The 24,424-nt window shown below is 43.2% G+C and carries 15 protein-coding genes and 1 pseudogene; 5 read left to right on the forward strand and 11 right to left on the reverse strand.

Going from position 1 to position 24,424, the window contains the following annotated elements:
• The first annotated feature begins 41 nt into the window (after positions 1 to 41).
• The gene (locus PCAR9_RS14425; protein ID WP_179984205.1) at positions 42 to 881 is read left to right on the forward strand and encodes an HNH endonuclease; all 840 of its coding nucleotides are present in this window, start codon (positions 42 to 44) and stop codon (positions 879 to 881) included.
• A gap of 147 nt (positions 882 to 1,028) precedes the next feature.
• Here PCAR9_RS14425 and PCAR9_RS14430 read toward each other — a convergent pair whose 3' ends face one another.
• The 8 genes and pseudogenes from PCAR9_RS14430 to PCAR9_RS14465 all read right to left on the reverse strand — a co-directional run bounded on the left by PCAR9_RS14430 (position 1,029) and on the right by PCAR9_RS14465 (position 14,550).
• Entirely contained in the window at positions 1,029 to 1,475 is a 447-nt protein-coding gene (locus tag PCAR9_RS14430) for a DUF3010 family protein (RefSeq protein ID WP_179984206.1), read from the reverse strand.
• 121 nt (positions 1,476 to 1,596) lie between these two features.
• Positions 1,597 to 4,251 (reverse strand): ATP-binding protein, encoded by a 2,655-nt coding sequence (locus PCAR9_RS14435; protein WP_179984207.1) that lies wholly within the window; start codon positions 4,249 to 4,251, stop codon positions 1,597 to 1,599.
• Between the two features lie 90 nt (positions 4,252 to 4,341).
• A complete protein-coding gene (locus PCAR9_RS14440) occupies positions 4,342 to 5,538 on the reverse strand; it encodes a PQQ-dependent sugar dehydrogenase (RefSeq protein ID WP_232091216.1) in 1,197 nt (398 codons plus the stop codon).
• Positions 5,539 to 5,667: 129 nt separating this feature from the next.
• Positions 5,668 to 5,856 carry a hypothetical protein gene (locus PCAR9_RS14445; protein WP_179984208.1) on the reverse strand — a complete coding sequence of 63 codons (189 nt, stop codon included), beginning with the start codon at positions 5,854 to 5,856 and terminating at the stop codon, positions 5,668 to 5,670.
• 446 nt (positions 5,857 to 6,302) lie between these two features.
• Positions 6,303 to 6,719: a hypothetical protein gene (locus tag PCAR9_RS14450; RefSeq protein WP_179984209.1), complete on the reverse strand. Its 417-nt coding sequence runs from the start codon at positions 6,717 to 6,719 to the stop codon at positions 6,303 to 6,305.
• Between the two features lie 68 nt (positions 6,720 to 6,787).
• Entirely contained in the window at positions 6,788 to 9,604 is a 2,817-nt protein-coding gene (locus PCAR9_RS14455) for a TonB-dependent receptor domain-containing protein (protein WP_179984210.1), read from the reverse strand.
• 624 nt (positions 9,605 to 10,228) lie between these two features.
• A pseudogene (locus tag PCAR9_RS20260) lies at positions 10,229 to 10,868 on the reverse strand (transposase); the annotation flags it as partial.
• Between the two features lie 400 nt (positions 10,869 to 11,268).
• Complete coding sequence (locus tag PCAR9_RS14465; protein WP_179984212.1) at positions 11,269 to 14,550, reverse strand: TonB-dependent receptor domain-containing protein; 3,282 nt, start codon at positions 14,548 to 14,550, stop codon at positions 11,269 to 11,271.
• Positions 14,551 to 15,447: 897 nt separating this feature from the next.
• On the opposite strand from PCAR9_RS14465, the gene PCAR9_RS14470 reads away from it, so the two are divergent.
• The 4 genes from PCAR9_RS14470 to PCAR9_RS20265 all read left to right on the forward strand — a co-directional run bounded on the left by PCAR9_RS14470 (position 15,448) and on the right by PCAR9_RS20265 (position 18,747).
• Entirely contained in the window at positions 15,448 to 15,714 is a 267-nt protein-coding gene (locus PCAR9_RS14470; RefSeq protein WP_179984213.1) for a hypothetical protein, read from the forward strand.
• A 338-nt stretch (positions 15,715 to 16,052) separates the two neighbouring features.
• Entirely contained in the window at positions 16,053 to 17,561 is a 1,509-nt protein-coding gene (locus PCAR9_RS14475; protein WP_179984214.1) for a serine hydrolase domain-containing protein, read from the forward strand.
• A gap of 191 nt (positions 17,562 to 17,752) precedes the next feature.
• Complete coding sequence (locus PCAR9_RS14480) at positions 17,753 to 18,328, forward strand: hypothetical protein (RefSeq protein ID WP_179984215.1); 576 nt, start codon at positions 17,753 to 17,755, stop codon at positions 18,326 to 18,328.
• Between the two features lie 50 nt (positions 18,329 to 18,378).
• On the forward strand, positions 18,379 to 18,747 hold the full coding sequence (locus tag PCAR9_RS20265; protein WP_197964242.1) for a DUF2188 domain-containing protein: 369 nt from the start codon (positions 18,379 to 18,381) through the stop codon (positions 18,745 to 18,747).
• A gap of 938 nt (positions 18,748 to 19,685) precedes the next feature.
• Here the strand turns inward: PCAR9_RS20265 and gcvP are convergent.
• The 3 genes from gcvP to gcvT form a co-directional block, all read right to left on the reverse strand.
• Complete coding sequence (gene gcvP, locus PCAR9_RS14490; RefSeq protein ID WP_179984216.1) at positions 19,686 to 22,595, reverse strand: aminomethyl-transferring glycine dehydrogenase; 2,910 nt, start codon at positions 22,593 to 22,595, stop codon at positions 19,686 to 19,688.
• A gap of 121 nt (positions 22,596 to 22,716) precedes the next feature.
• Entirely contained in the window at positions 22,717 to 23,106 is a 390-nt protein-coding gene (gcvH, locus tag PCAR9_RS14495; protein ID WP_179984217.1) for a glycine cleavage system protein GcvH, read from the reverse strand.
• A 51-nt stretch (positions 23,107 to 23,157) separates the two neighbouring features.
• Entirely contained in the window at positions 23,158 to 24,237 is a 1,080-nt protein-coding gene (gene gcvT, locus PCAR9_RS14500) for a glycine cleavage system aminomethyltransferase GcvT (protein WP_179984218.1), read from the reverse strand.
• Positions 24,238 to 24,424: the final 187 nt, after the last annotated feature.

Raw genomic sequence — 24,424 nt, forward strand, 5'->3', positions numbered from 1 at the left:
ATTATTAATCAAAGCGACTCTACATTTTCAAGGGAGGAGTTATGCAGAGTAAACAAGAATTTTTTTCTGTGTGTAAAGATAAACTAGAGCCCAAAGGGGCTAAAAATAGGTTATCTGTGCAAGAAATAAATTTATTATCTAGTTTATACGACACACTTTTTTTAATGGGCCTTGATTGGAGATTTAAGGGCGTCATATATAGCGGTAATCGACATATGTTGACAATTACCCCCGCCCAAAAGGATAAAAAACCACTTTTTGGTTTGATTAGAAAAAGTTCGGCAAAAGTAAATGATAGGATATTTTGGTGCTACCCATCGAAAGATGAGACCATTACTACCGTGTTACAACGTTTTCCAACGTCAAAAGTTAAATCAGAGCTTATCGATAACCAAGCTGACTTTTTAGAAACCGCTGTAAAAATAGTACAAGACCCATCTATAGTCCACCTCTATGATTTAAAACAAAATTCGGACCAGAATTTTTCTCAGGTGTTGGTAACATCGAGAGGAGCAAAACAACAAAAATTCAAGGCTAATTTGCTAACTGAATTTTCGGGAGAATGCGCTGTGACTGGATGTAATATCGAATGCCTTTTAGATGCGGCTCATATAATCGGGTTTGCATATTGTATCTATGAAAATAGAGACGACACATTTTCAACAACCAATGGATTATTATTAAGAAATGATATCCACAGGCTTTTCGACTCTGGGTACATCGACTTCATTCAAAAGGGTACTGACATTATTGTGAAAATCGCCCCAAAACTCTTCAACTTCGATGAATATAAAGCGCTTGATAATAAGAAGTTGCAGCTTCCCCGAGAACGGCGCGAATTATGGCTTAAAACACTACAAGAAAGAAGAGCAATAATTTAATGCTGATTTCGATGGTGGTAAGAAAGCCTACAGACAATAAAGTGATTTAAACTTCCACTACTTAAGCCGATTTAATATTTAAACAGTTAATAAGCTTACAAGATTAAGGCAAGCTTATTATCAATGATTATAAAATACTACATACAATTATACGGACTCTTGCGACGCATACTCATTTTTCATAAGCCATGCATATGCTGTAGTAAACGCGGTCTCTTGGAACTGTTTTAGACCGGTTTCAGAGAATGGAACTGCTAGCGGGTTTCTGCGAAGCGACTCTTTAATATCCGTAGGGCTAAATACAATAACTTCTAACCCATCAATTAACTCAATTGCTGCCTCTAACTTAAAGCCAATTGCACTTCCCGCAAATTTACCTTTGCTTTGACGTTGGCGAACGATCACTGCATCAATTTTATAGTCTTCGACAAGCTTCGCGAAGGTGCTTTGAAAGCTTTTTAGCCCCTTGGCGCTAGTATCGGCTAGGGTTAAGCGGCGCGTACGGCAGTCGGGCAGATGAAACAAACCGTCAGCTAGCGACACCAAACTAATAATTGCTTCGTTACCTTTTAAATCTATACCACAGACTTTCATATTTATTCCTAATTACGTTTGCCTGCTATTATAACCCATTTCGCGACTCTTATTCACTTGCGAGCGCTTTTCTTTACTTACCATCCATCATTCGTTACCGCACCTGCGGTGCCCTGCAAGGCTAACTTAGTACTGACCTGATAGTATCTTTAGACAAAGGCTTCACAAAATGCTCGTCGAACCCGGCAGTTTTAGAGTCTTCCACGTATTTGTCTGACCCCCACCCGCTTTGAGAGTAAAACTTAACGTTATCAGCTTCAGGTAAAACTTTAAGCATTTTAACTAGCTCATAGCCGTCTATGTCTGGCATGCCGATATCAAGGAATACACAGTTTGGCTTAAAGGCTTTAAATTCCTCTACCGCTTCTGTAGGAGAGGTAATGCCCAAAGCAGTAACTCCCATCGACTCAGCTAGCAAGCAATAAGCATCGATAAGATCTGCGTTGTCATCCACGAACATCACTTTACTTTTGCTTTGAATAACCGAATCAACTTCTTTACTATCTGACTGCTCGTACGCGGTTTTTGAAATAGGTAGCCTTACTTCAAAGGTGCTTCCTTGGTCAACGCCGTCACTTTTTACAGATACTTCACCGTGGTGTAAAGCCACCAGCTTACTTACCAAGGTTAGTCCGATACCAAGCCCGCCTTTGGTATGCGTAGAATGAGCTTCAATTTGAGTGAACATGTTAAACACGTCTTTTAGTCTGTCTTCAGGAATGCCCATACCGTTGTCTTTAACAGAAACGACTATCATCACGCCTTCTTTTCTGATATCTACAACAATCTTTCCAGACTCTTTTGTATACTTGGTCGCGTTATGAATAATGTTTGAGAATATCTGGCTTAAGCGCGCTTTATCTCCATAAACGGTTACATCTTCGGCAAGAAAATTTACGGATATATCGTGCTTCTTCGCTTTTACCTGCTGTTCGACAATTTCAAGAGAATCAGAAAGCACGTCTTGAATACTTAACCGCTCAAATTCAAGCTTGACCTTGCCCCGGGTTATACGAGATACATCCATTAAATCGTTAATCAGTTTAGACATGTATTCGGCTTGACGATTAATAATAGCCGTTACTCTTTTGCGGGTTTTGTCATCATCAACCGATTCTAAAATGCTCGCGCCTGACATAATTGGCCCCAGCGGGTTTCGCAGCTCATGCGCCAATGTAGCAAGGAATTCGTTTCTGTAATTATCCTGTTTTTCAAGCTCTTGGATACTAATATGCATACGCTCTTGCACGTCAAGTGCGTATACCAAAAACATCCTGTTTAACCGGTTGGCAGTATCAACGTCTGTTTTATCGAAAGATATTGAACGCCCTTTAATGGTTCGAGTATGGATAGTAAACGCTGAACGAGGTTTAAGGCGTTCCGCTTTTGGCGCATCTTCTGATTTTTCATCTTCTGCGCCAATCCACTTTTGAACGCGATGGGTTTCTTTTCTAAACCAGGCGGTAAAGTACTGCTTTTTTTCAAACAGCGGGATGATCATAATACCCGCTATCCCATATTCTCGCGCTTCAGGGTAATCATCATAAAGTGAATCGTTAGTGTAAGGAAAACCACCTTCTTCACTCGCTTTTGAAAAGATGTCTTTTATAAGCTCTATCGGTAAAGTCGCACCGAGCGTAATGGTTTCGTACTGTGAATAGTAAACAAACCCTGAACTATTAAGCGCGTCTAAAAAAGCACGTTCTCCGCTTTTCACAACACGACTAATGGGGTTTGCCGGGCCGATTCTGTCCAACATGGCATCTACTGCTTTATCAGTAATGTGCTTTTTGCGTTTCGCGATTTCTTCTTCTTTTGCCAATAAATGCCAGCTAAACAGTTGGCTTAAATTTTCGCACTGCAACCTTACATTTTGCGGTATATAACAGGGTTCGCGATGATGGCAGGAAATCAGCCCGTATAACTCTCCATCCGTCACTAAAGATATAGAGAACGAAGCGCGTAACCCTTGGTTTCTAATGTATTGAAGATGAATAGGCGAAAAGGTGCGTAGCAGAGAACGTGTAAGGTCTAAGCGATCTCTTCCCGTCTCCTCGGCAGAAGGTACTAACCTGGCTGGGGGCAGTTCTGTATCAGGCGTCAGCCTAACCCAGTTCGTTTTGTAAAGCTCTCTGGCCTGCTTAGGTATGTCTGATGCAGGAAAGTACAAGTCTTTATAAGACTCCATGTCTTCAGCTTTAGCTTCCGCTATAACCTTACCTGAGTAATCATCATTGAATTTGTAAAGCACCACTCTATCAATGTTAGTGAGGTATTTAATGGTCGAAACCATCTCTTGCGCCATTTCACCTAGTGATGTCATTTCTTTGAAGCGTGGCGCGATAGACATGGAATAAAGCTTAATAAACTGCTCGGCGCTGTAAGCGTCTCTAAACTCTGTAGCAGGCTCTAGCTCTACCACATAGTGATGACCTGAGTCGTAAACAACCGCTAAATAATCTTTGGCTTCGCCTTCCTTTAAAAGTGCTTTATTTAGAATCAACTTAATAGGCAGGCGTATTTTGCTTTTTGATACTCTATCGAAGGTTTCTTCAAGAAAAGCGCGCTCGTTAGTATCAGAGGAAAGAATATCCAAGAAGTTTTTTCCAACGATCCCCTCTGCAAATATCGTTTCGCAGTTTTCACTGATAATTGAGATATTCAGGTCGTCGTAGCTAAACGCAATAAGAAAACCGTAACTTTGTACACTTTCGGGAATGTGTATCGGCTCGTCTTCACAACGTTCAAAGTTAAAGTTTTGAGGAGATTGATTCATAGAGTTCCTAAAGTTTGTATCCGTCCGTCATACACGCGCATGAATCGAAAACTATCACATCGACAAGCCAAATTATAATACGCTTACGTTTTACTGGCTTAATTTAATTAAACGCCCGCCTTCCTTATCTTCAAGCATGTAGATGTTGCCCATGCTGTCTTGTTCGACTTCACGCACTCGCTTACCCCACTCGTAACGCTCAGCTTCTTCAACTTTCCACTTACCTTTAACATTTTTATTGAAGGCAACACGAATCAGCGCTTTTGAAGACAAACCACCGATGAAACCGTTACCTTTCCAGTCGCTAAACTTATTGCCTTTGTAAATGATAAAACCGGCTGGGCTGATAGCAGGAACCCACGCTAATTCAGGTGACTTAAAAATAGGGATGTCTTCGTGATTAGGTATTTTTACGCCTGAATAATGGTCGCCTTGCGACACAGTGGGATAACCGTAATTGCGAGCTTTTTCGATAAGGTTGAGTTCATCACCATGGCGCGGCCCCATTTCGTGAACCCATAAATTACCTTCCTCATCAAAGTCGATACCTAAAGGGTTGCGGTGACCTAATGTCCAAATTTGTTCGGTTACGCTGCCCTGGCCATAAAACGGATTATCTTCTGGCACACTTCCATCTTCGTTCAAGCGCACAATCTTGCCCAAATTCATTGCCATGTTTTGAGCTGGCGTAAATTTCTGGCGTTCACCAGAGGTAATAAACAAATAGCCATCAGGGGAAAACGCCATGCGATGTGAATAATGACCGTTACCCGTCACTTTGGGTGACTGACGCCAAATTATCGTTTTACCAGATAGCTTCGCGCCACTATCGCTAACACTAAGCGTGGCTCGCTCAATTACTGCACCGCTAAACGCATCGTCTTTTTCATCCCGTTCAATATAGGAAATATAAATAGTGTTGTTCGACGCAAAGTCAGGATGAATAATGACATCACCTAAACCGCCCTGCCCGCGTGCAGTAACGTTTGGCACGTTGCTAACAGCAAAACGCTTCTGCTGGTTTTTATCGAGCAACCACAGAGTTCCCGCTTTTTCAGTTACCAAGCTGTGCCCATCTGGCAAAAACGTCATGGCCCACGGGCTGTCAAAGGTAGCTTGAACACTACCTTTAACGGTCGAGCCATTGCTGCCTTTCATATCAATTTGCATTGCTGAGCCAGATTCTGCACAGCCAGTAAATGAGGTTACCAATGCTGCAGCAATAACCAATTTTTTAAGCGTTACAATTTTACCTACTGTAAGATTTGTTGTTTGATCAGTTTGCATAATGGTGATTAACCTTATTCAAGGTTCGCGTACAGCTAAACACAAAAATGTGCCAAGCAAACCGTTATGGCTAAGTGTGTTACGTCTATCGAGTTAAATGGGTTTAACTTTTTTCTTTTACTGCTTTTCCTATTTCCTTATTGTGCTGATAAGCACGGGTGAACCTAGCCCCCCTTTAACAATATGTACCGGATTTTGATATTCACTTGTGATTATCATCATACGCATCATCAAGGCGGTGTCATAATTGGAAATAAGGTTGAGTGCAATAGCGGTGAACGTTTTGGCAATAAGAAGATGTGATTCACATAATGACATGAACCTCTTTGTTTTTTTAGAAGCTCGATAACTATATCAAAAAGTTTTAACTGTGGCGCTGATGGGTGTACCCGTGGTATCACAAACCTTCCACCGGAAGCGAAGAAGACTATGAGTTTGAAGTTGAGGTAATAGCATCGCATTTAGATGCAGACATCAATGCTTATTAATTGGCTCCCCATAATAGAAGCGATGATAAATCTATGTTTATGAAGATAAAATAGATAATTTGGAACCCTATGCAGGGTACTTGTAGGCGAAGACTATAACGTTTATATCCAATTTTTTGGGGTGGTCTCAACAAACACTAAGAAAAACTAGCCATTTAGACATTCGATAGATAATAATCCATTATCTCCAATGGGCACAAGCGCCGATTGTACCTATGCATGTTGTTAAGGTCTGTTGTGGAAAAGAAAGCGGTTTCGCTTATTAGCTGAACTCTCTTATTCTATACGCTTGAATTTCACTGACATTCTCGAGCCGCGTTTCTTCAAAAAGTAAGAAGTTAAAGCACCAGATGATATTTCAACGACGTCGTTTTGTTGTAGTGATAATGTCCTGGATACGCCCATCTGTTTCCAACGTTGATTGTTACCCAAAGTGATTATATACATGCCATTTATCTTTTTAGCATCGGATATTACAAACGTTTTCTGAGTATCAACGTCTTTATATTTAGTTGCACCAAATTTATCTTCTTGCGCGGCAAGATGCTGCTTAGCATATCGATCGAAACATGAAAGTCGCTTACTATCGCTTTGAATAGATATACAAGTTTCTAGTTCATCAATGCTAATACTTGCACTAACGGTAGTGCTAATAAAAACAACAAGTAGAGATATCGAGTGCCTTAGCCCCATAATATTTCCTAAAAAAAGAGGGCGCCAAGAGCGCTCCCTTTTAATGGTTAGATTAAATAAATCTGCTTTTAAAATGACACAGAAACACTTGAGAAGAGTCTCCGACCAATAACGTCGTAAGTTCCAGGCTCAGTGTTGGCATTAAATGCACTGTGGAAATACGGTGGAGCTTCGTCAGCTATATTGTTTATACCTGCCGAAACGGTAACATTTTCCCATTGATATGTCGCTGCAATATCGTGGTAAATCGTCTGTTCAGCAGTTACGTCAGCAGCCGAACTCGCTGACGCAAAGCGGTCTGTAGCTTCACCGATAAAGCGTACTTTATAATCTAGCGTCCAGCCGTCACCGTATATACCGATGTTTGACTGCCAGCGCCACTCAGGGAAAACTTCAAAACCGTTTGCAGTACCTGCTAGCTCAATAGTTCCAGTTAAAGGATAGTCACGCTCGTAACTGTCTAAATAAGTCGCGCTCCAACTTACGCTTACGCCTTGAACAGCGCCTAAATCTAAAGGAGAATCATACGCTACGTCAAAATCCCAACCTGAGGTTGTTAGCGTACCTTGGTTTGCCAACGTAGTTTTCGCATCGGTTGGGAAATTTCCAAATTCAGCTGTATTGTGAGGACCGCCTGAGGTATCAAACGGATCACATGCGACAGATTCGAAATTCACAGAGTTCATACACTGTCTGTAAAGATCATTCATGTCGGGGCTGCCAATCACTTTGTCTATTTCAATTTTCCAATAGTCAATGTTAAACGCAAAGCCTTCAAGCCATTGTGGTTGATAAACCAAGCCTATGTTTTGCGATTTTGATTCTTCAGGCTCTAAAGGGTCACTCGGCGCTGCGACTGTGTAAGTAGATTGCCAAGCAAAGCCATATTCACCCGCATCTGTTGTATCTACACCAGATTGAATACAGTTGTCGTACATGGTTTGTGTGATATCGCCTGCCGCCAGTTTTCTATCCCCGAATTCACACACAGACAGTATTATTGGAAAGTCTGTTTGGTCGCCTTGGTTCAACTCAGCGATATTTGGCGCGCGGAAACCAGTTGCATAAGAAGCTCTAAAACGCAATTCTTCTGTGGCGGCGTAATCAGCACCAATTTTATACGTTGTACTATCACCAGCGGAAGTATTGTAATCAGAGTAACGTGCTGAAGCATTTACTGTTAAGTTTTCAAGTACAGGAAGATAAAGCTCACCATACACTTCGTCTACTGAAAAAGAACCAGAAAGCGGATCGCTCGCGCCACCAGTTGTTAAACCATTTGCAATAAATTCATCAGGTGAAAAGCTACCTTCTTCGTTTCGGTGCTCGTAGCCAACAGCCCAGCCTGTATAACCACCAGGAAGTTCGAACATCTCGCCAGAAAGGTTAAATGTGAATAGCTCCATCTGACCACGGTATATATCTTTTAGAGAGCCAGTAGTGAGGTAATCCATTTGCTCTTGCGAGATATTTCCGTAATCCGAAAACGGGTCAAGAACCCCCGGACACGCTGAATCTGAGGCGCAGGCGTCAGGATCAACAGCAATTGCCCAGCGATCGAATCGACCATAGTTAAGAGTTTCGTCACTGGTTTCTGTTTCTGAATGACTATACGAAGCGTCCCAGAAAAGCGTGTCATTTAATAACGAACCGTTTAGCCCAGCGACCATGCGATAAGTATCGGTAGACTGTCTAAATAGTCGACCACCCGATTCAACGAAACGTCGGTTTATGCGAACAGAAGTTGGACCATCAGCACCGATTAATGACCAGTTATCAGCACCGTTAACACCAAAAGGGTTGAATGGGTTATTTGCAGGCACATAATCATTCCATTGTACACCATTATTTGGTGTTTCTACTGTTGGCGATACAGCAAATGAAGCGTCTGGAGCAAGACGTTGTTGCGAAGTACGTCGAGTGTAAGTCCCCTCAAAATAACCCGTTACATTGCTCGTCAATTCAAGCTTGCCAAGCATCGCCATCTGCCAACGCTCATTGGGTGTAATTAACGCATTTACGGGAGAGTAATCATAAATATCACCTGATTCAAACGGGCGAACTTGACCTGATGATGCATCGACAATGTAATTGCCCGCACTTGTTCTAATACGACGACTGTTAGATGAGCCTGAAGGCTCGAGCGCGAATGAGCCATCGCTTTGAAGCAGCGGGAAAAGAGTTTGGTTCGCAAAATCTTTTTCTTCCTGCTTCATTTCTTCTTGGTTCATGTATGCGAGAGAAAGGACAATATTTCCTTTATCACCCGCCACACCTGCTTTTACGTACATGCCATCATCGCGTGCCTGTCGATCTTCTGTGCCAAAGCCTAAATTAGCACCGTATTCAACCCCTTCGAACGTATCATCTAGAACGAAGTTTACTACACCAGAAAGCGCATCTGATCCATAAATAGTTGAAGCACCGTCTTTTAGCACATCCACTCTTTTGATTAACGCTTGCGGTACAACGTTAAGATCTACAGCACCATCCCCTGAGGCATCACCAATCATTCTGCGACCGTTAATAAGAACTAGTGTTCTATTAAAACCCAAGCCTCGTAAATCGATCTTCTTTTGCCCTTGGTCTGAGCCATTATTGGTCGATGTTCCCATTTGATATCCAGTAAATGCTGGGACATCTTTTAAGAACTCATCAATACTAGCGACACCTGCCTGCATAAGGTCACCGCTGTCAAATGATGAAATTGGACTTGATGAGCTAAATTCTGACCTCGCAATACGGGAACCTGTTACTGAGATTTTTTCAACATTCTCCTCTGACTGAAGATCTTGAGCATTAATTACTGTCGGTGTTAAGGCACCTGCGGTTCCAAAAACTAAAGCAGTCCGTACCGCACTATATATTCTTTTTTTTGTGTGCATTTTGAGTTTCCCATTTGTTAGGTTGATATTTTTCCTTACAACAAATCCGATTTAATAACGTAAGTTAGTTAAATCGTTACTTTCTAATGTACCACTCAATAAGTAAAATTAAATACTTTTGGCGCAAATAATTTATTTATGTATTGACATCTCGTCCCGTCAAAGCACTCTTTCTAGGCCAACTATCTGACCAATTTAAAGTTTATTTCTTTCAACACTCACCTAAAAGTAGCAATTTTTTACAAATATTGACAATTTTATAGTCGCTTTAGAGTAAGCTTATCCAGCATATAGGAATTGTTTAAAAAGCCAGAGCGACTATGACTGCGCAGGAAAAGCAAACTATAAAAAGCTCGCGCCTGATAGCGAGGAAAAGAGCTTCAGTTGTATCAAAAGCCTGCCTGTGTTTTTATTGGCGCATTACTCACTCTTAGCATAAGCTTCCATGCAAATGCTAAAGTGCGTTACGAGACTCACGTTACTCTGCATTACCAAATAGCAGCGAATAATAAGGGTTGACCTTTGTTACCAAACTAGACACGTTTAAAAGCCACAATACGACTGCTTTTGTAGCTATAAAGCTAACGGTGAATTAGCCATGGCGCTAGCAATGAGCTATGAAAAAAGTGTCCTGAACCGTTTACCATAATGTAAACTGTCATTTATCAAATCAACGCCAATTTATGGTTTAGCTGCTCCAGTATTTTTAATGCTTGGGCTATTTGTCTTTTGGCCGATACTCGTTAAATTTTGCGCTTCAGGTTCAGCCCCATTTGGCAGAAGATGCGATAGACTCGCTTATTTTTGAAGGGTAAAGCGTTTGAATCACATTCGACCCAAACACTTTAAAAACCTGCTCATGCCGACTTTTCCAAGACCGAATTGATAGCATCAATGATAGCAGCATCCACTCTGCGCCAGTCTCTCCCTGAAGTATAATTAATCCACTCGGTTAATACCAACTAACACAAAGGCCTTATTGATACTTAGTCCATCATCAACAAGGACACTAACGCACTCTTGTTTCTCTGCTGTCATCAACCCTTTTTTGCAGCAAGCTACTCAATGGCATTATTTTCGAAGCCGACATCTGCAAACACCTCTTTGAATTCGGCATTTTCTTCTTCAGCTCTTTCAACCATCTGACGTCAGATTCTTCAATGCCGTCGCACTTGGACTTCCAACTGTAATAGGTTGTTCTGCTGATACCGTTTTTCCTGCAGGCTTCCTCGTCCTTCGTACCTAGATCAACTTCTTTTAACATTTTAATGATATGAGATTCTGTGAAGCGTGACTTTTATAGTTGTCTCCTGCATTCATCATTGCAAAAAACGTCAGTTAAATCTGCGTCAGTTTAGGGGAAGTGGACGACTACTTTGCAGCAGATGTACCGATGACGAAATTAAACTAAAGCATGCTGTAAAAGATACCAGTAAAGTGTGTCAGGGCGCCGGCAATTACGGACATTTGACTACGACAGACAACTTAGCAGATAAAGAAGTTTTCTTCGCTGACATACATAGCTTAAATTCTAAACGAGTAAAGATGGAGAACTTTTGCATTATATGCGCTGGGGTATAAAAAAGCCGCCTTAGATTAGAAGGCGGCATCGTCTACATTTTGTACTCCGCAATATTTCTATTGAAGAATACTAAGCTTTCTATTTAAAACTTATGGTTTACACGCAGGCTGAATCGACGGCCCAAACGTTCATCTAAACCGAACTGATTGAATCCGAACGACGTTGCACTCAGATCATCAGCAGTTCTGTCTAAGAGATTCTGTATGTTTAACTGAATCGTAGTAGAGGTACCTGCTGTATAACCGATGCTCAAGTCGTGTAGGAAGCGTGACGAGTTTTCGTTAGTGAAGTTACCAGTAAGTGAACCATCTTCTTGACGCTCATAGTCGTATGAATACAACTGTTGCTCTAGCGCGTCAATATGCGTTTCATTCTGCCAGCGAACACGGTGACTAACGAACCAATCTTCGTAAAACCAGTTGATATCGAACGTACCAGTCCACTTAGGATCTGCGAAATCACCTACATCTTCTTGAATTTCAGCAGTTGGGGTCGCTTGGTTCTCATTAGTAATATTGTGTTGAGTCGCAGACTGGAATCTTAACTGACCGTACTCACCCAAATCATAGCTATAGAAAATCGACAATGATACAGCTTCAAATGTTGCCAAAGCAACGTTTGCTGGGCGGTTACCAGCACGAATTACTTGGAAGTCATCCCCGCGAGTGAAGGTGTCACATGCTGTTTCATTAGGGAAGTCTGGAGAATCGTAACAGTTAGCTGCTAGCTGCTCAAATGTCACATCGTTGATCGCGCCTTCGATTTCAAGGTTGTAATAATCTAAACCAATTTGAAAATTCTCAACATACTCAGGCGTCCAAGCCAAACCGTAAGTGTAAGACTTACTTGTTTCAGCGCCAAGCTCCGGGTTACCAGAAACGTAGCCAGTTGAAATAGTTCCATCTGAAATACTCGACGTGAATGTGTCAGTATCAATACCTATTGATTCACAGTTTGCTTTTCGAGCAGAAGGGTTTGGACCTAAACCAACATAACGCGCATCACAAGGGTCGTCACCAGAGATGAAAGATTGTTGTAACGGCTGGAATAACTCATTGATTGAAGGATTACGGAATGCAGTTGCATAAGTAGCTCGTAATGATAATTCATCATTAACCAACCACTTCAAGCTTGCTTGTACTACGTCTTCTTCAGTTGTACGATCTTCAAAACCAGCTGGAGCGCTTGTATTAAACTCCTGATTACGATAGGCACCGCTTACTTCCAAGTATTTAACAAAAGGAATATCCATATCTGAGGAGATTACTGGCGCAACGAATTCCACGTACCACTCGTTTGTGTCGTAGCCACCGTTAACAGGACGGTCAATCGAACTACGAGTAATTGGTACTCTGCCACCTACCGCTGGCTCGTATTCACTTTTTTCAATACGGCGTTCTATACCAACAACAAAGTCTAGAGGACCAGCAGGCAATTCAAAAGCAGTACCACCTAAGTTAGCAGTATATACAGTTTGCATGTTGCTCGCTTGAGACATTTGCGAACCGCCAGTAATAAAGTCTAGTGACTCTGGAGACGCTTGTGACCCGAACAGGTTTAAGGGTTGACAACCATCTAGGAATGGTAAATCTTCATCTGTTAGACCAGAACCAGAAGCTTGTGAATTGAACCCTTCGAGCGTTCCTGCTGCTAGGTCTGCATAAGCTCCACAAATGATATCGCCGCGCTGGAATCCACCTGTAAACGCAGAACGAGCACCTTGTAATGCAGCTAACGCTTCATCAAGTGTGTCTAAGCCACGTTCTTCTCGGATAGTCTCTAGCATTTCGTCATTGACTCTTCGTGCATCAACAGCGTTTAAGAAACGTCCGTCCACGATGCCGGTTGTTCTGATATTAACGTCAGAACGACCGTGTACAACAGACACATCCCAATAAAAGTCTCTGTCTAAGGCTTCAAATTCACCTTCAAAGATATTACTTATACGCCATGTATGCGTTTCATTAGAGTTACCACCTAATGAAACTAAGTCATTGTTGAAACGGTGTACAGAGAACTGATCGCCTTCAAGACCTGCATCTTGCATTGCAGTTAATGCCTGTGATGACAAGAATGGGTTTGATGTTGGCAATGTAATAGCAGCAGAAGTACCGCCAAAGAAACCTGTTTGGAAACCACCTTGGTTTACTAGCTCTGTACCACTTGTGTTTGCGTAAACCACATCACTTTTGAAGCGCAAGTTATCGAACAAATCATAGTTAAATGACGCATATAGATTGTGACGACTGGTAGGCGAGCGAATTTGGCTTACGCTGTCAAAGAAATCGATACTACAGATATTTCCGCGTCCATCGTCATAGGTTTCAAGCAACGCACGGCCCGATGGAAGACGAGGTCCGGCGTTACACTGCTGAATTTGTCCGTCTTGAGTAAACTCATAGAAATTTCCATCAGGCCAAACCCCACTTCCAACACTCGGCGCAAAACCAGCAAAAGCCGGTGTTACAGCACCGAAATCAGTGAATAACTGAAGATTTACTTCATCGTAGAACAAAGAAACAGACTGTAGATCGGCGTCATCAATTACACCGTCACCATTAACGTCGTCAATTGCACCGTCTCCGTTACGGTCTAGAAATTCATTTGTAGTACCGCCAGAACCTGGGTTGTTGTTACAAAGGAAGTCTTGTTCGCACTCTAAAAGGCCATCGGTGCGCGTATATTCGGCGCCAAACGTGATGTTACCACGTCCATCGTCGAAATTTCCGCCTCCAACCATACTAAACTGGAACTCTCTTGCGTTACCCGCGTCGTTATCACCATATTGAGCGGTGACTTCAAAACCTTCGTAGTCGTCTTTAAGAATTACGTTAACTGTACCACCGATTGCATCGGCTCCGTAAGTTGCCGCACCCGTCAACGGAACTACTTCGATACGATCGATAAGTGCAACTGGGATAGTGTTGATATCTACCTGACCACCACCGATTGAAGCAGACTGAGAGCTTACCATGCGTCGACCATTCACAAGCGTTAGTGTCCGCTGTGTGCCTAAGTCGAAGATGTTAGCCTGGTTTTGACCAGCATTTTCCGCATCTTGGTCACCTTCAGGTGTCAGTGAACCACCAAAGAGTGGAGATTGGTTCAAAAGGTCTGCGGCATTTGTAAAGCCTCGAACCTGAATGTCTTCATTACCAAAAGAAAAAATTGGGGTGCTTTCACTTACTTCCACACGGCGAAGACGAGAACCTGTAACAGATATTTTCTCAACCGCTTCTTCGGCAGTTGCCTCGTCATTTGTTGTTTCCTGTGCCAGCGCAAGGTTACTCGCAGAAACCGCAAGTGCAGAACCGAATACGCAAGCTAACTTGACCGATGTAGCCAACTTAGAACTTTTAAACATGTAAGTCTCCCTAGACCTAGTATTTTTATTTGTGTGTTTTTTCCGCTTTTGCGGATATTTTTGTTAAGGTTTTAACCTTACTACTAATAAATACGAAAAACGGCAAAGGGTCAATACGCAGCGGTGTGAGAGTTTGTTGAAAAGTTCAATTTTTTTTAAAAAATTTACGAATTGTAAAGACTTGCTTACAATACAAACTTTTATTTTGTTTTTTGATGAACGACTACTTTCTGGGTTATTTCCCGTACGAACGCCTTTAATCAGTTGTTTTTAAAGAAGAGTGCATCGTCAATTACTATTGACTTTGTATCCAGTTTTACAGAAACATAGGTACTTAACTGAAAGAAATAAAGCATGTTGTTTGTGTTCTTAACTTCCTTATCTGATGTTGTGTGGTCAATTCTTTTAACCTTATCCCTAACGCTTTGTTAACATCAAGCGACTTTTTTGTATCTTAGTTACCAAAAGATTCTGTCAAATTCATTAATCATCAAGGGATTATTACGGTTATATTTTAATAGTGTTTCGTCTTTTTTTGCATGACAGAGGTGCTAAGGATGTTCACGCTAAGTTCCGAAGCTCAACTCACCGTTGATGCCATTGCTGAGGTCTCTTAAAACAAAATAACCATTTCCAATACGACCGAGTTCCTAAGTAAATCTAGGCGTTTCACTGAGCGCGATCGAAAGCAAAACAAACGTAGACGTGGGCGCGTTCACAAGCGCAGAAAGCGCATGGAAGTGACAGGGTTAATGTTGCAACTGGACGGCGTACGCATCTTTGGTTGGCGATAAAAAGTCCTGTCTGATTGCGATGATTAACGATGCCAACAGCCAGTCGTTTGCTAATTTCTTTCCTATTGAAACGAACGCTTGCTGCTAGCAATTATTACGTACAGTGGCGGAATTCACTGGCGTCTTTAAAACACTCTATGTTGATTTTACAGGTATTTTAGACGGCCCCAAGCGTTGTACCTTCTCTAAAGTGCAGCGAGCATTTGAAGAGCTAGGTATCGAAACCATCTTCGCCAATTCACCACAAGGTAAAGGACGAATAGAGCGCGCCTTCGATACACTTCAGAATAAGCGGGTTCCGAATTTTTATTTGTGTAAAACCACAGATATTACATCGGCTGACGCGTATCCCCAGCATGTTTTATCCTAAGTGTCTGGCATTAAAAAAAGATCGTAAAACCGTCTACAGCTGATTCTGTATACCGACCAATACGCACCACGTCAACTTGACGACATGTGCATTATGGAGAAGCACTGGGAAGATCTGCAATGACCACGCCTTCACATTTAAGGGACAGTTTTACTTCATAGAGTCACCTATCAAACATTCGATTGCTTATCAAAAAATCGAAGTCAGAAACTTACAAGAAAAGATTGCGGAAGGTACAGGCGACTAGCTATTGAGCGTCTGATTTAGCATATTGCTAGCATTGACCGAATAATAGTAGGGACGTACTCTGGGCGTTCATACGTAATGGAATACACATAATGAAAACAAACAAGCTCTTCGCCTCTTTAACACTTTCGCTTTGTTTAGCTTCGTTATTGGGCTGTACAGAACCTGAAACCCTGCCCACCTCTGCCTCTGCTGCCGCAGAATCAAAAGAAGCCAACCTTTTAAAAACTGGGCTTACTCAACGCATTCGAATTGAAGGGCAAGAGGTTGATTACCAATCTTTGGAGCAAAGACAAGCGCATTATGATGTACCTGGTGTGTCTGTTGCGTTTATGAGAAATGGGCAAATAGCTTGGACCATGCAAAGCGGCGTTAAAGATTTAGCCACTGAATTGGCTATTGATGAAAACACGGTGTTCCAAGCAGGAAGTATTTCCAAACCCGCATTTGCAGCAGTATTGATGAAATATCGCGAAGATAACCCGATAGATTTAGATGCAGATGTTAATACCTTACTCACCAGCTGGCAGTTGCCTGAACATGAATGGACTGGGCAAGACGTTGTTTCTTTACGCAGATTATTAAGCCACACAGCTGGCACTACAGTACATGGCTTTCCTGGTTACGCGGCGGGCGAACCAGTACCTACTTTGCAGCAGGTGCTAGAAGGTGCATTTCCCGCCAATACCGATGCTGTTGTTGTTGATATTCAACCTGGCACGCAAATGCGTTATTCCGGTGGCGGTACTACGCTTGCTCAGCTTACCTTGCAAGACGTAGCTAACGAGCCCCTGCCAACTATGTCACAACGGCTTTTGTTTAAACCTTTAGGCATGACGCGTTCTGGCTTCGAACAACCCATATCTACCAACTTATCAAATAATATGGCTACGCCGTATGACGGCGACGGAGCGCCAATTAAGGGTGGCGCCCATACCTACGCCACATTAGCAGCAGCAGGCATGTGGAGTACACCATCAGACATGTTGAAACTGGCAAGCGGCGTGCGCAGCGTATATTTAGGGCAGAAAACCGACTGGATATCGCAAGCCACGGCACAGGAAATGTTAACCAACAATACGCCAACCAACGAAGCACCTAATGTAGGAATAGGCTTTTTTATCAACATGAGTGACGATGGAAAAATTCTGGGTTTTGGCCACGGTGGCGCAGATGCAGGGTTTATGTCGCAGTTATACCTTGAACTAGATACCGGCAACGGCTACGCCATTATGACAAACGGCAACAATGGTAGGCAGTTAATAACTGAACTAGAAATACGCTTAAAAGAAGCGTTAGACGTAGGCTACTCGGAAGCAGAGGTTAAAAATTTAGTACCCATAAGCCAAAAGGAATTAAGTAAATACATTGGAACCTACGTGGTAACTAACCCAGTTAACGTTGATGTGGTGCTAGAAAAAACAGCCAATGGTTTTGTGCTTAACGCATTACCTTATGTTGAGAATGAAGAATATTTTCATGAGGGTGGCGAACGATTCTTTGCTAAGAACGGGAGTAGTGTTCGTTTTGAGATGGATGAAGAAAATGGGTTGGTTGAGGCGCTTGTTATGGATGGGGGTATTCGGGGTGAACGGAGATAATGGTTGGCATAGTCTAATTATTAGTCTATTTTAATTTAAAGCCGCAATTCAACGTAAAAGAATTGCAATTGCTTTGGGAAACGCATTTTGTAAAAGGACTTAAAAACCATGAGTACTGAGTTCATTAAAGCAAAAATCACCAACACCTTTCACTATGTTTCTCTCGCCCATCTCGCTAACTGGAGAACAGCATGAAAAACAGTATTAAAAATTTTGCCTTAACCTGCGCAGTTTGCATGTGCATGGCCACTAGCGCCTTTGCTACACCCATTTTTTCTGGCACTGAACTTGTAGACCCCGACCTTGTTCGCAAAAATGTTACTCTGACCAAATTCGGAGATCTGACCCTAAGAAACACTTCGTGGGGCTTTTGGGATGGTACTTCACAGGACTTTTTGGAAAGTTACAATATAATTATTTTTGATATCCCAATTACCGAATTTCCATTCTTAACAGCTTTACTCAGCTACCAAAACAACCCAAGTGTTGCCAATCCATATTTAACGATGGACAAGCCTTTTAACTTAAACAACTTTGAAGCTGCGGCGTTTTTTGAAGACGGTTTTAACCGCTTCAGAATGCAATTAGTCGGCGGTGCAAATGGCGCACCTTACAATGGGCAAGATTTCTATCTAGAAAATATCTATCTAGGGAATTACACCTATGTAGCTCCGCCTGCCACCAACATCAGCGAACCAAGTAGCATAAGCATTTTAGCTTGTCTAGTCGCATTAATCGCCTTTGGCAGAAAGGCAAAGGCGAGCTAAGCTACACATAAGCTCTAAAAAGCCCCCGAACAAAAAAATCTTCCTAGGTAGTGCCGCTCAAACAGTTATATATTTATGTATTATCTAAGCGGCACTCTTCTTTTTGTCTTGGTTTTCGTTTAAGAAACGAACAAATCGTTGCTTACGCAGCCAAAATAATCAAATCGCAGTATTTGTGCCGTTTTCAGCTTCTTAATAAGTCGGTTTTTCCTAGAGGCGGATGGGATGTTAAAAAAGTGGTACTGAGTGAGCCTAAAAAACAGCATGACACCCAAGCTGAAGCGCTCCAATGGACTAAAGATGTCGCCAAAAATCAAAAATCCGAATTATATGTTCACGGTAAAGATGGAAAATTTCGAGAAAAAATAGCTATGGGAACGAACCCCATCCTCCGAAAGGTTAACGAACGGCTTCAATGAATAACTTTGACAAGAAGGCTTTTGTAAATTGCTCATTTGATGATTATAGGCAATTGCTGTTGTCAGTCATTTTTACTATAAAGTATTTAGGGTATGTTCCTCGCTTATCATGAGAGTGAGCTGATTCGGCTGAATCTAGAACTAAAAAATTGTTGGACTTATACATGAGTCAAAATTTGTAATTCATGGTTTATCGAGGATTATATCATCCGATAAAGACGAGCATTTTCGGATGAATATGCCTTTTGAACTTGGTATAGATTGTGGCGCGAGAGCTCTGAAAGATGGAAAGAGGGCAAATAAGCAATCACTAGTTTTAGAAAAAGGGCGATATCGTTATCAAAAAGCTCTATCAGATTTGTGAGGCTCCGATATAAAAAACCATGATGAGGAGCCATCTAAAATAGTTGAGGTAGTTAGAGATTGGTTTGTAGCAACAGAAAATATTCGTGCTGATAGCGGTAATAAAATTTGGTCCAAGTCTAATGAGTTTAACTCATATCTGTACAATCAGGCAGGTGAAATAGAAAGCCATGGGAGTGTAGACTAACTGTAAGTAATAGAGGTCATAGACATATGAACGATTGGTTGGCTAAAAAACAACAAATTATTCAACTACACACAGCCTCCCGCAAGCAAGCTTACTCCGGCTTGTTAATGAGGAGTTGATGTCCGCTTTAGCAAACATTTTGCTTTCTGAGTGAGTTTGGTGGACTCTAAGGGAATTACGGCTTTTGACCAAAGTAGGATGTAGGAAATCACGATGCCGAACGTCCGCTTCTTGTTTGAAACGTGCTACCGAAATTTAACAGAAAAAGCCCCCCTTTACTGTAACAGCAACTGTTAAAGACTAGACCTCAAAAAATCACAAAAAAGGCGAACCACTCAGTTCGCCTTTCGAATCAATCAAGCTCTAGCAGCAAGCCCGCTAAACCACCCTACTCCTCAACATAGCTCTCTATGCTAGGGCAAGAACAGATCAGGTTACGGTCGCCATAAACGTCATCAATACGGTTAACCGTTGGCCAGAACTTGTTTCTGTGTACTTCTGGAGCTGGGTACGCCGCTAGCATGCGGTCGTAGCTGCGGTTCCAGTCGCTGTCACAAATGTCTGCTAGCGTGTGCGGTGCATTGTGTAGCGGGTTGTCAGTGGCATCCCACTCGCCGCTTTCTACTTTTGCAATTTCTTGGCGAATGCTAACCATCGCGTTAATGAAACGGTCTAGTTCGTACTTCGCTTCCGACTCTGTTGGCTCAATCATAAGCGTACCCGCTACTGGGAAGCTCATGGTTGGCGCATGGAAACCGTAGTCGTTTAGGCGCTTCGCGATATCTAGCTCGGTCACACCGCTTGCTTCTTTAAGCGGGCGAAGGTCGATAATACACTCGTGCGCTACGCGGCCATTGTTGCCTTTGTAAAGCACTGGGAAGTGCCCTTCTAGCTTCTTAGCCACGTAGTTAGCGTTAAGAATAGCTACTTCGGTTGCACGACGAAGGCCTGCGCTACCCATCATTTTGATGTACATGTAGCTAATAGGCAGAATTGACGCACTGCCCCATGGCGCTGCCGATACCGCACCACAGTCTTTGCCTGCCGTTTCTACGTTAACAACCGTGTGGTTTGGTAGGAATGGCGCAAGGTGCGATTTAACACCAATTGGTCCCATACCTGGGCCGCCACCGCCGTGTGGAATACAGAAGGTTTTGTGCAGATTAAGGTGCGACACGTCTGAACCAATGAAGCCAGGTGACGTAATGCCCACCTGCGCGTTCATGTTCGCGCCGTCCATGTAAACCTGACCGCCGTATTGGTGAACAATGTCACAAATCTCGCGCACGGTTTCTTCATATACACCGTGAGTTGACGGGTATGTGATCATGGCGCACGATAGGTTGTCACCCACTTCTTCCGCTTTCTTGCGAAGGTCGTTAAGGTCTACGTTACCTTTGCTATCACAGGCTACTACTACCACTTTAAGGCTAACCATTTGCGCAGACGCAGGGTTAGTACCGTGGGCAGAGCTTGGAATTAAGCACACGTTTCTGTGACCTTCGCCACGGCTTTCGTGGTAACGCTGAATAGCCAATAGGCCTGCGTATTCACCTTGAGCACCTGAGTTAGGCTGCATTGAGAGCGCATCGTAGCCCGTTACGTTAATTAACCACTCGCTAAGCTCGGCAATCATTTCTTGATAGCCCGCTGCTTGGTCTAGTGGCGCAAACGGGTGAAGCTGACCGAATTCAGCCCATGTTACTGGGATCATTTCAGCCGTTGCGTTTAGCTTCATGGTGCACGAACCCAATGAAATCATTGAGTGGTTAAGCGCCAAGTCTTTGTTTTCAAGGCTCTTGATGTAACGAAGCATCTCTGTTTCAGAGTGATACTTGTTAAACACTTCGTGTGTTAGGAAGTCGCTAGTACGTACTAAACCTTCAGGAATAGATTTTACGTCTTGCGTGGTTACTTCTGCGTCTAAACCTTCAACAGTAAGGCCGTGGTCTTCACCAAGCAGTACGTCGAATAGCGCAACAATGTCTTCGCGTGTGGTGGTTTCGTCTAGCGACACACCTACCGCACCTTCAAGGTCAGCACGTAGGTTCATGCCTTTTGCGTAGGCTTTTGCTAGTACGTCTTCTTTGTTGTCTACCATTACGGTTAGCGTGTCGAAGTACGTGCTATGTTTAAGAGCTACACCTTTTTCCGCACCTTTCTGGTTTAAACCAGTAGCAAGAATGTCGGCGAAGCGGTGAATGCGCTCAGCAATAGTTTTAAGGCCTTGTGGACCGTGGTACACCGCGTAGAAGCTTGCCATGTTGGCTAGCAGCACCTGCGCTGTACAAATGTTCGAGTTCGCTTTTTCGCGGCGAATGTGCTGTTCACGGGTTTGTAGCGCCATACGAAGTGCTGGGCGACCTCGAGTGTCTTTACTTACACCAATAATACGGCCAGGTAGTGAACGCTTGTAGCTGTCGCGTGTAGCAAAGAATGCCGCGTGTGGGCCACCGTAGCCCATAGGTACACCAAAGCGCTGTGCACTACCAAGTGCCACGTCTGCACCTAGCTCGCCAGGCGACTTAAGCATTACTAAGCTCATTAGGTCAGCGGCTACTGCCACAATGCCTTTTTTCGCTTGTACCGCAGCAATGATGTCGCTGATGTCTTTTACTTCACCGGTAGAGGTTGGATATTGAAGCAGCGCACCGAATACGTCGTGTTCTGCCGCTTCTTCTGCCGCACCTTTGATGATTTCAAAGCCAAACATTTCAGCGCGAGTTTCAACCACGTCAACCGTTTGCGGGTGAACGTCGTTAGCAATAAAGAACGCATTCGCTTTTTTGTTCTTAGACACACGCTTAGCAAGGCCCATGGCTTCTGCAGCCGCAGTACCTTCATCAAGTAATGACGCCGATGCTAGCTCTAGGCCAGTTAGGTCAATGGTCACTTGTTGAAAGTTAAGAATGGCTTCCAAACGACCTTGGGCAATTTCTGGCTGGTAAGGCGTGTACGCTGTATACCAACCTGGATTTTCTAGCACGTTGCGAAGAATAACGTTTGGTACGTGCGTATCGTAGTAACCCATACCAATGAAAGAACGGTTAATTTTGTTCTTTTGTGCAACGGCTTTAAGTTCACTTAATGCTTCAACTTCTGTCGCCCCTTCACCACATTTTAGTGGCTCTGGTAGCGCAATACCTGCCGGTACAGTTTGCTCGATTAAATCGTCTAGTGAGCTTGCACCAATGGCAGACAGCATTTCTTCAATTTCGCCTTTACCCGGGCCAATGTGACGGCGGATAAATGTATCTTTTTGCTCTAGTTGAGCCAATGTAGGGGAAGTATTCGACATAACGTTGTTAAGCACTCGTAATGGTTGCCGCAAGGGCGCGTTAAATCTTTAAGTTAAAAAGGGGCTGAATTATCTTCATGCCCCTTTTCAAATTATGGTTCTTTTAAAACTGCGTAACGAATTACTCTTCGTCGATGCTGTTTTCGTAGCCTTCAGCGTCTAGTAGACCTTCTACTTCAGCCGCATCGTCAGCTTTAATTTTGAATAGCCAACCGTCACCGTACGGGTCAGAGTTAACTAGTTCTGGTGAATCTTCTAGGTCTTCGTTTACTTCAACCACTTCACCTGAGATTGGCGCATATACGTCAGATGCTGCTTTTACCGATTCAGCAACACATACGTCGTCACCAGTGCTAACTGCATCGCCAACGTCTGGCAACTCAACGAAAACCATGTCGCCAAGTAAGCCTTGTGCGTGCTCAGAAATACCTACAGCGAAAACACCGTCACCTTCAGGGCGAACCCATTCGTGCGTAGCGGCATAGCGTAAATCAGTTGGGATGTTGCTCATAATCGTTCCTGTTATTCTCTGTTAACTTTTGGGGCCTAGTAGCTATTGGCCTTATAAAACACTTTTTCCATTGCGAACAAAGGAGGGCTTAACCACTTTTACTGTAACCCACTTTTTGCGCATTTCCACTTCTACTGTTTCACCAACATCACGTGGTACTCGTGCCATGGCGATTGAGTGACCTAGAGTTGGAGAGAACGTACCTGAAGTGATAACGCCTTCGCCGCTTTCTGTTTTCACTTTAAGACCATGACGTAGCACGCCTTTTTCAGTCATTACCAAGCCTACTAGCTTGTCGGTACCTGCTTCACGCTGCGCTTCTAACGCTTTACGCCCTACGAAGTCACGATCAGCCGGTTCCCATGTAATTGTCCAGCCCATGTTGGCGGCTAGTGGCGATACGGTTTCGTCCATATCTTGGCCGTATAGGTTCATACCTGCTTCTAGGCGAAGTGTGTCACGCGCACCTAGGCCGCATGGCTTAACACCCGCGTCTAGTAGTGCTTGCCAGAAGCTTTCCGCTTGCTCAGCTGGCACCATAATTTCATAGCCTGCTTCACCGGTGTAACCTGTGGTGGCAATGAACAAGTCTTCTGCTTGTACACCAAAGAATGGCTTCATGCCCGCTACCGCTTCTTTTTGCGCTGCGCTGAACAGGTTAGCGGCTTTTTCTTTTGCGTTAGGGCCTTGTACGGCAATCATGGCAAATTCAGGGCGCTCGGTGATGGTCACGTCAAAGCCTTCTGCTTTGCTCATTAACCAGTTCATGTCTTTTTCGCGCGTTGCTGAGTTAACTACTAGGCGATAGTTAGTTTCGTCGAAGTGATAAACGATAAGGTCGTCTACAACACCGCCTTCTTCGTTAAGCATGCCGCTGTATAGCGCTTTGCCTTTGTCTTTTAATTTTGCCACGTCGTTGGCTAAAAGGTACTGAAGATACGCTTTGGCTTGTGCGCCTTTTACGTCAACAATGGTCATGTGAGACACATCGAACATACCGGCGTCTTGACGCACAGCGTGATGCTCTTCAATTTGTGAACCATAGTTAATTGGCATATCCCAGCCGAAGAAATCGACCATTTTCGCACCGGCTTCTAGGTGCTTTGCGTGTAGGGCGGTGGTACTAGACATTCCACTTACTCTTTTTAATTTGAAAGGTAGAAAACGAAATTGAGTATAGTGAGCTAACGTTTATGCAACAAATTGGAAATTTTTATCAATACATTTAAAAAGCAAATGTATTCTTAGGAAAACATGAGAAAAGCAAATATGTAAGCGTTTACCGCGCTATTAGATAACTCAACGAAGAGAGCAGCCA

The organism is Alteromonas macleodii, from assembly GCF_903772925.1.
In the GTDB taxonomy this organism is placed as follows: Bacteria; Pseudomonadota; Gammaproteobacteria; order Enterobacterales; family Alteromonadaceae; genus Alteromonas; species Alteromonas macleodii_A.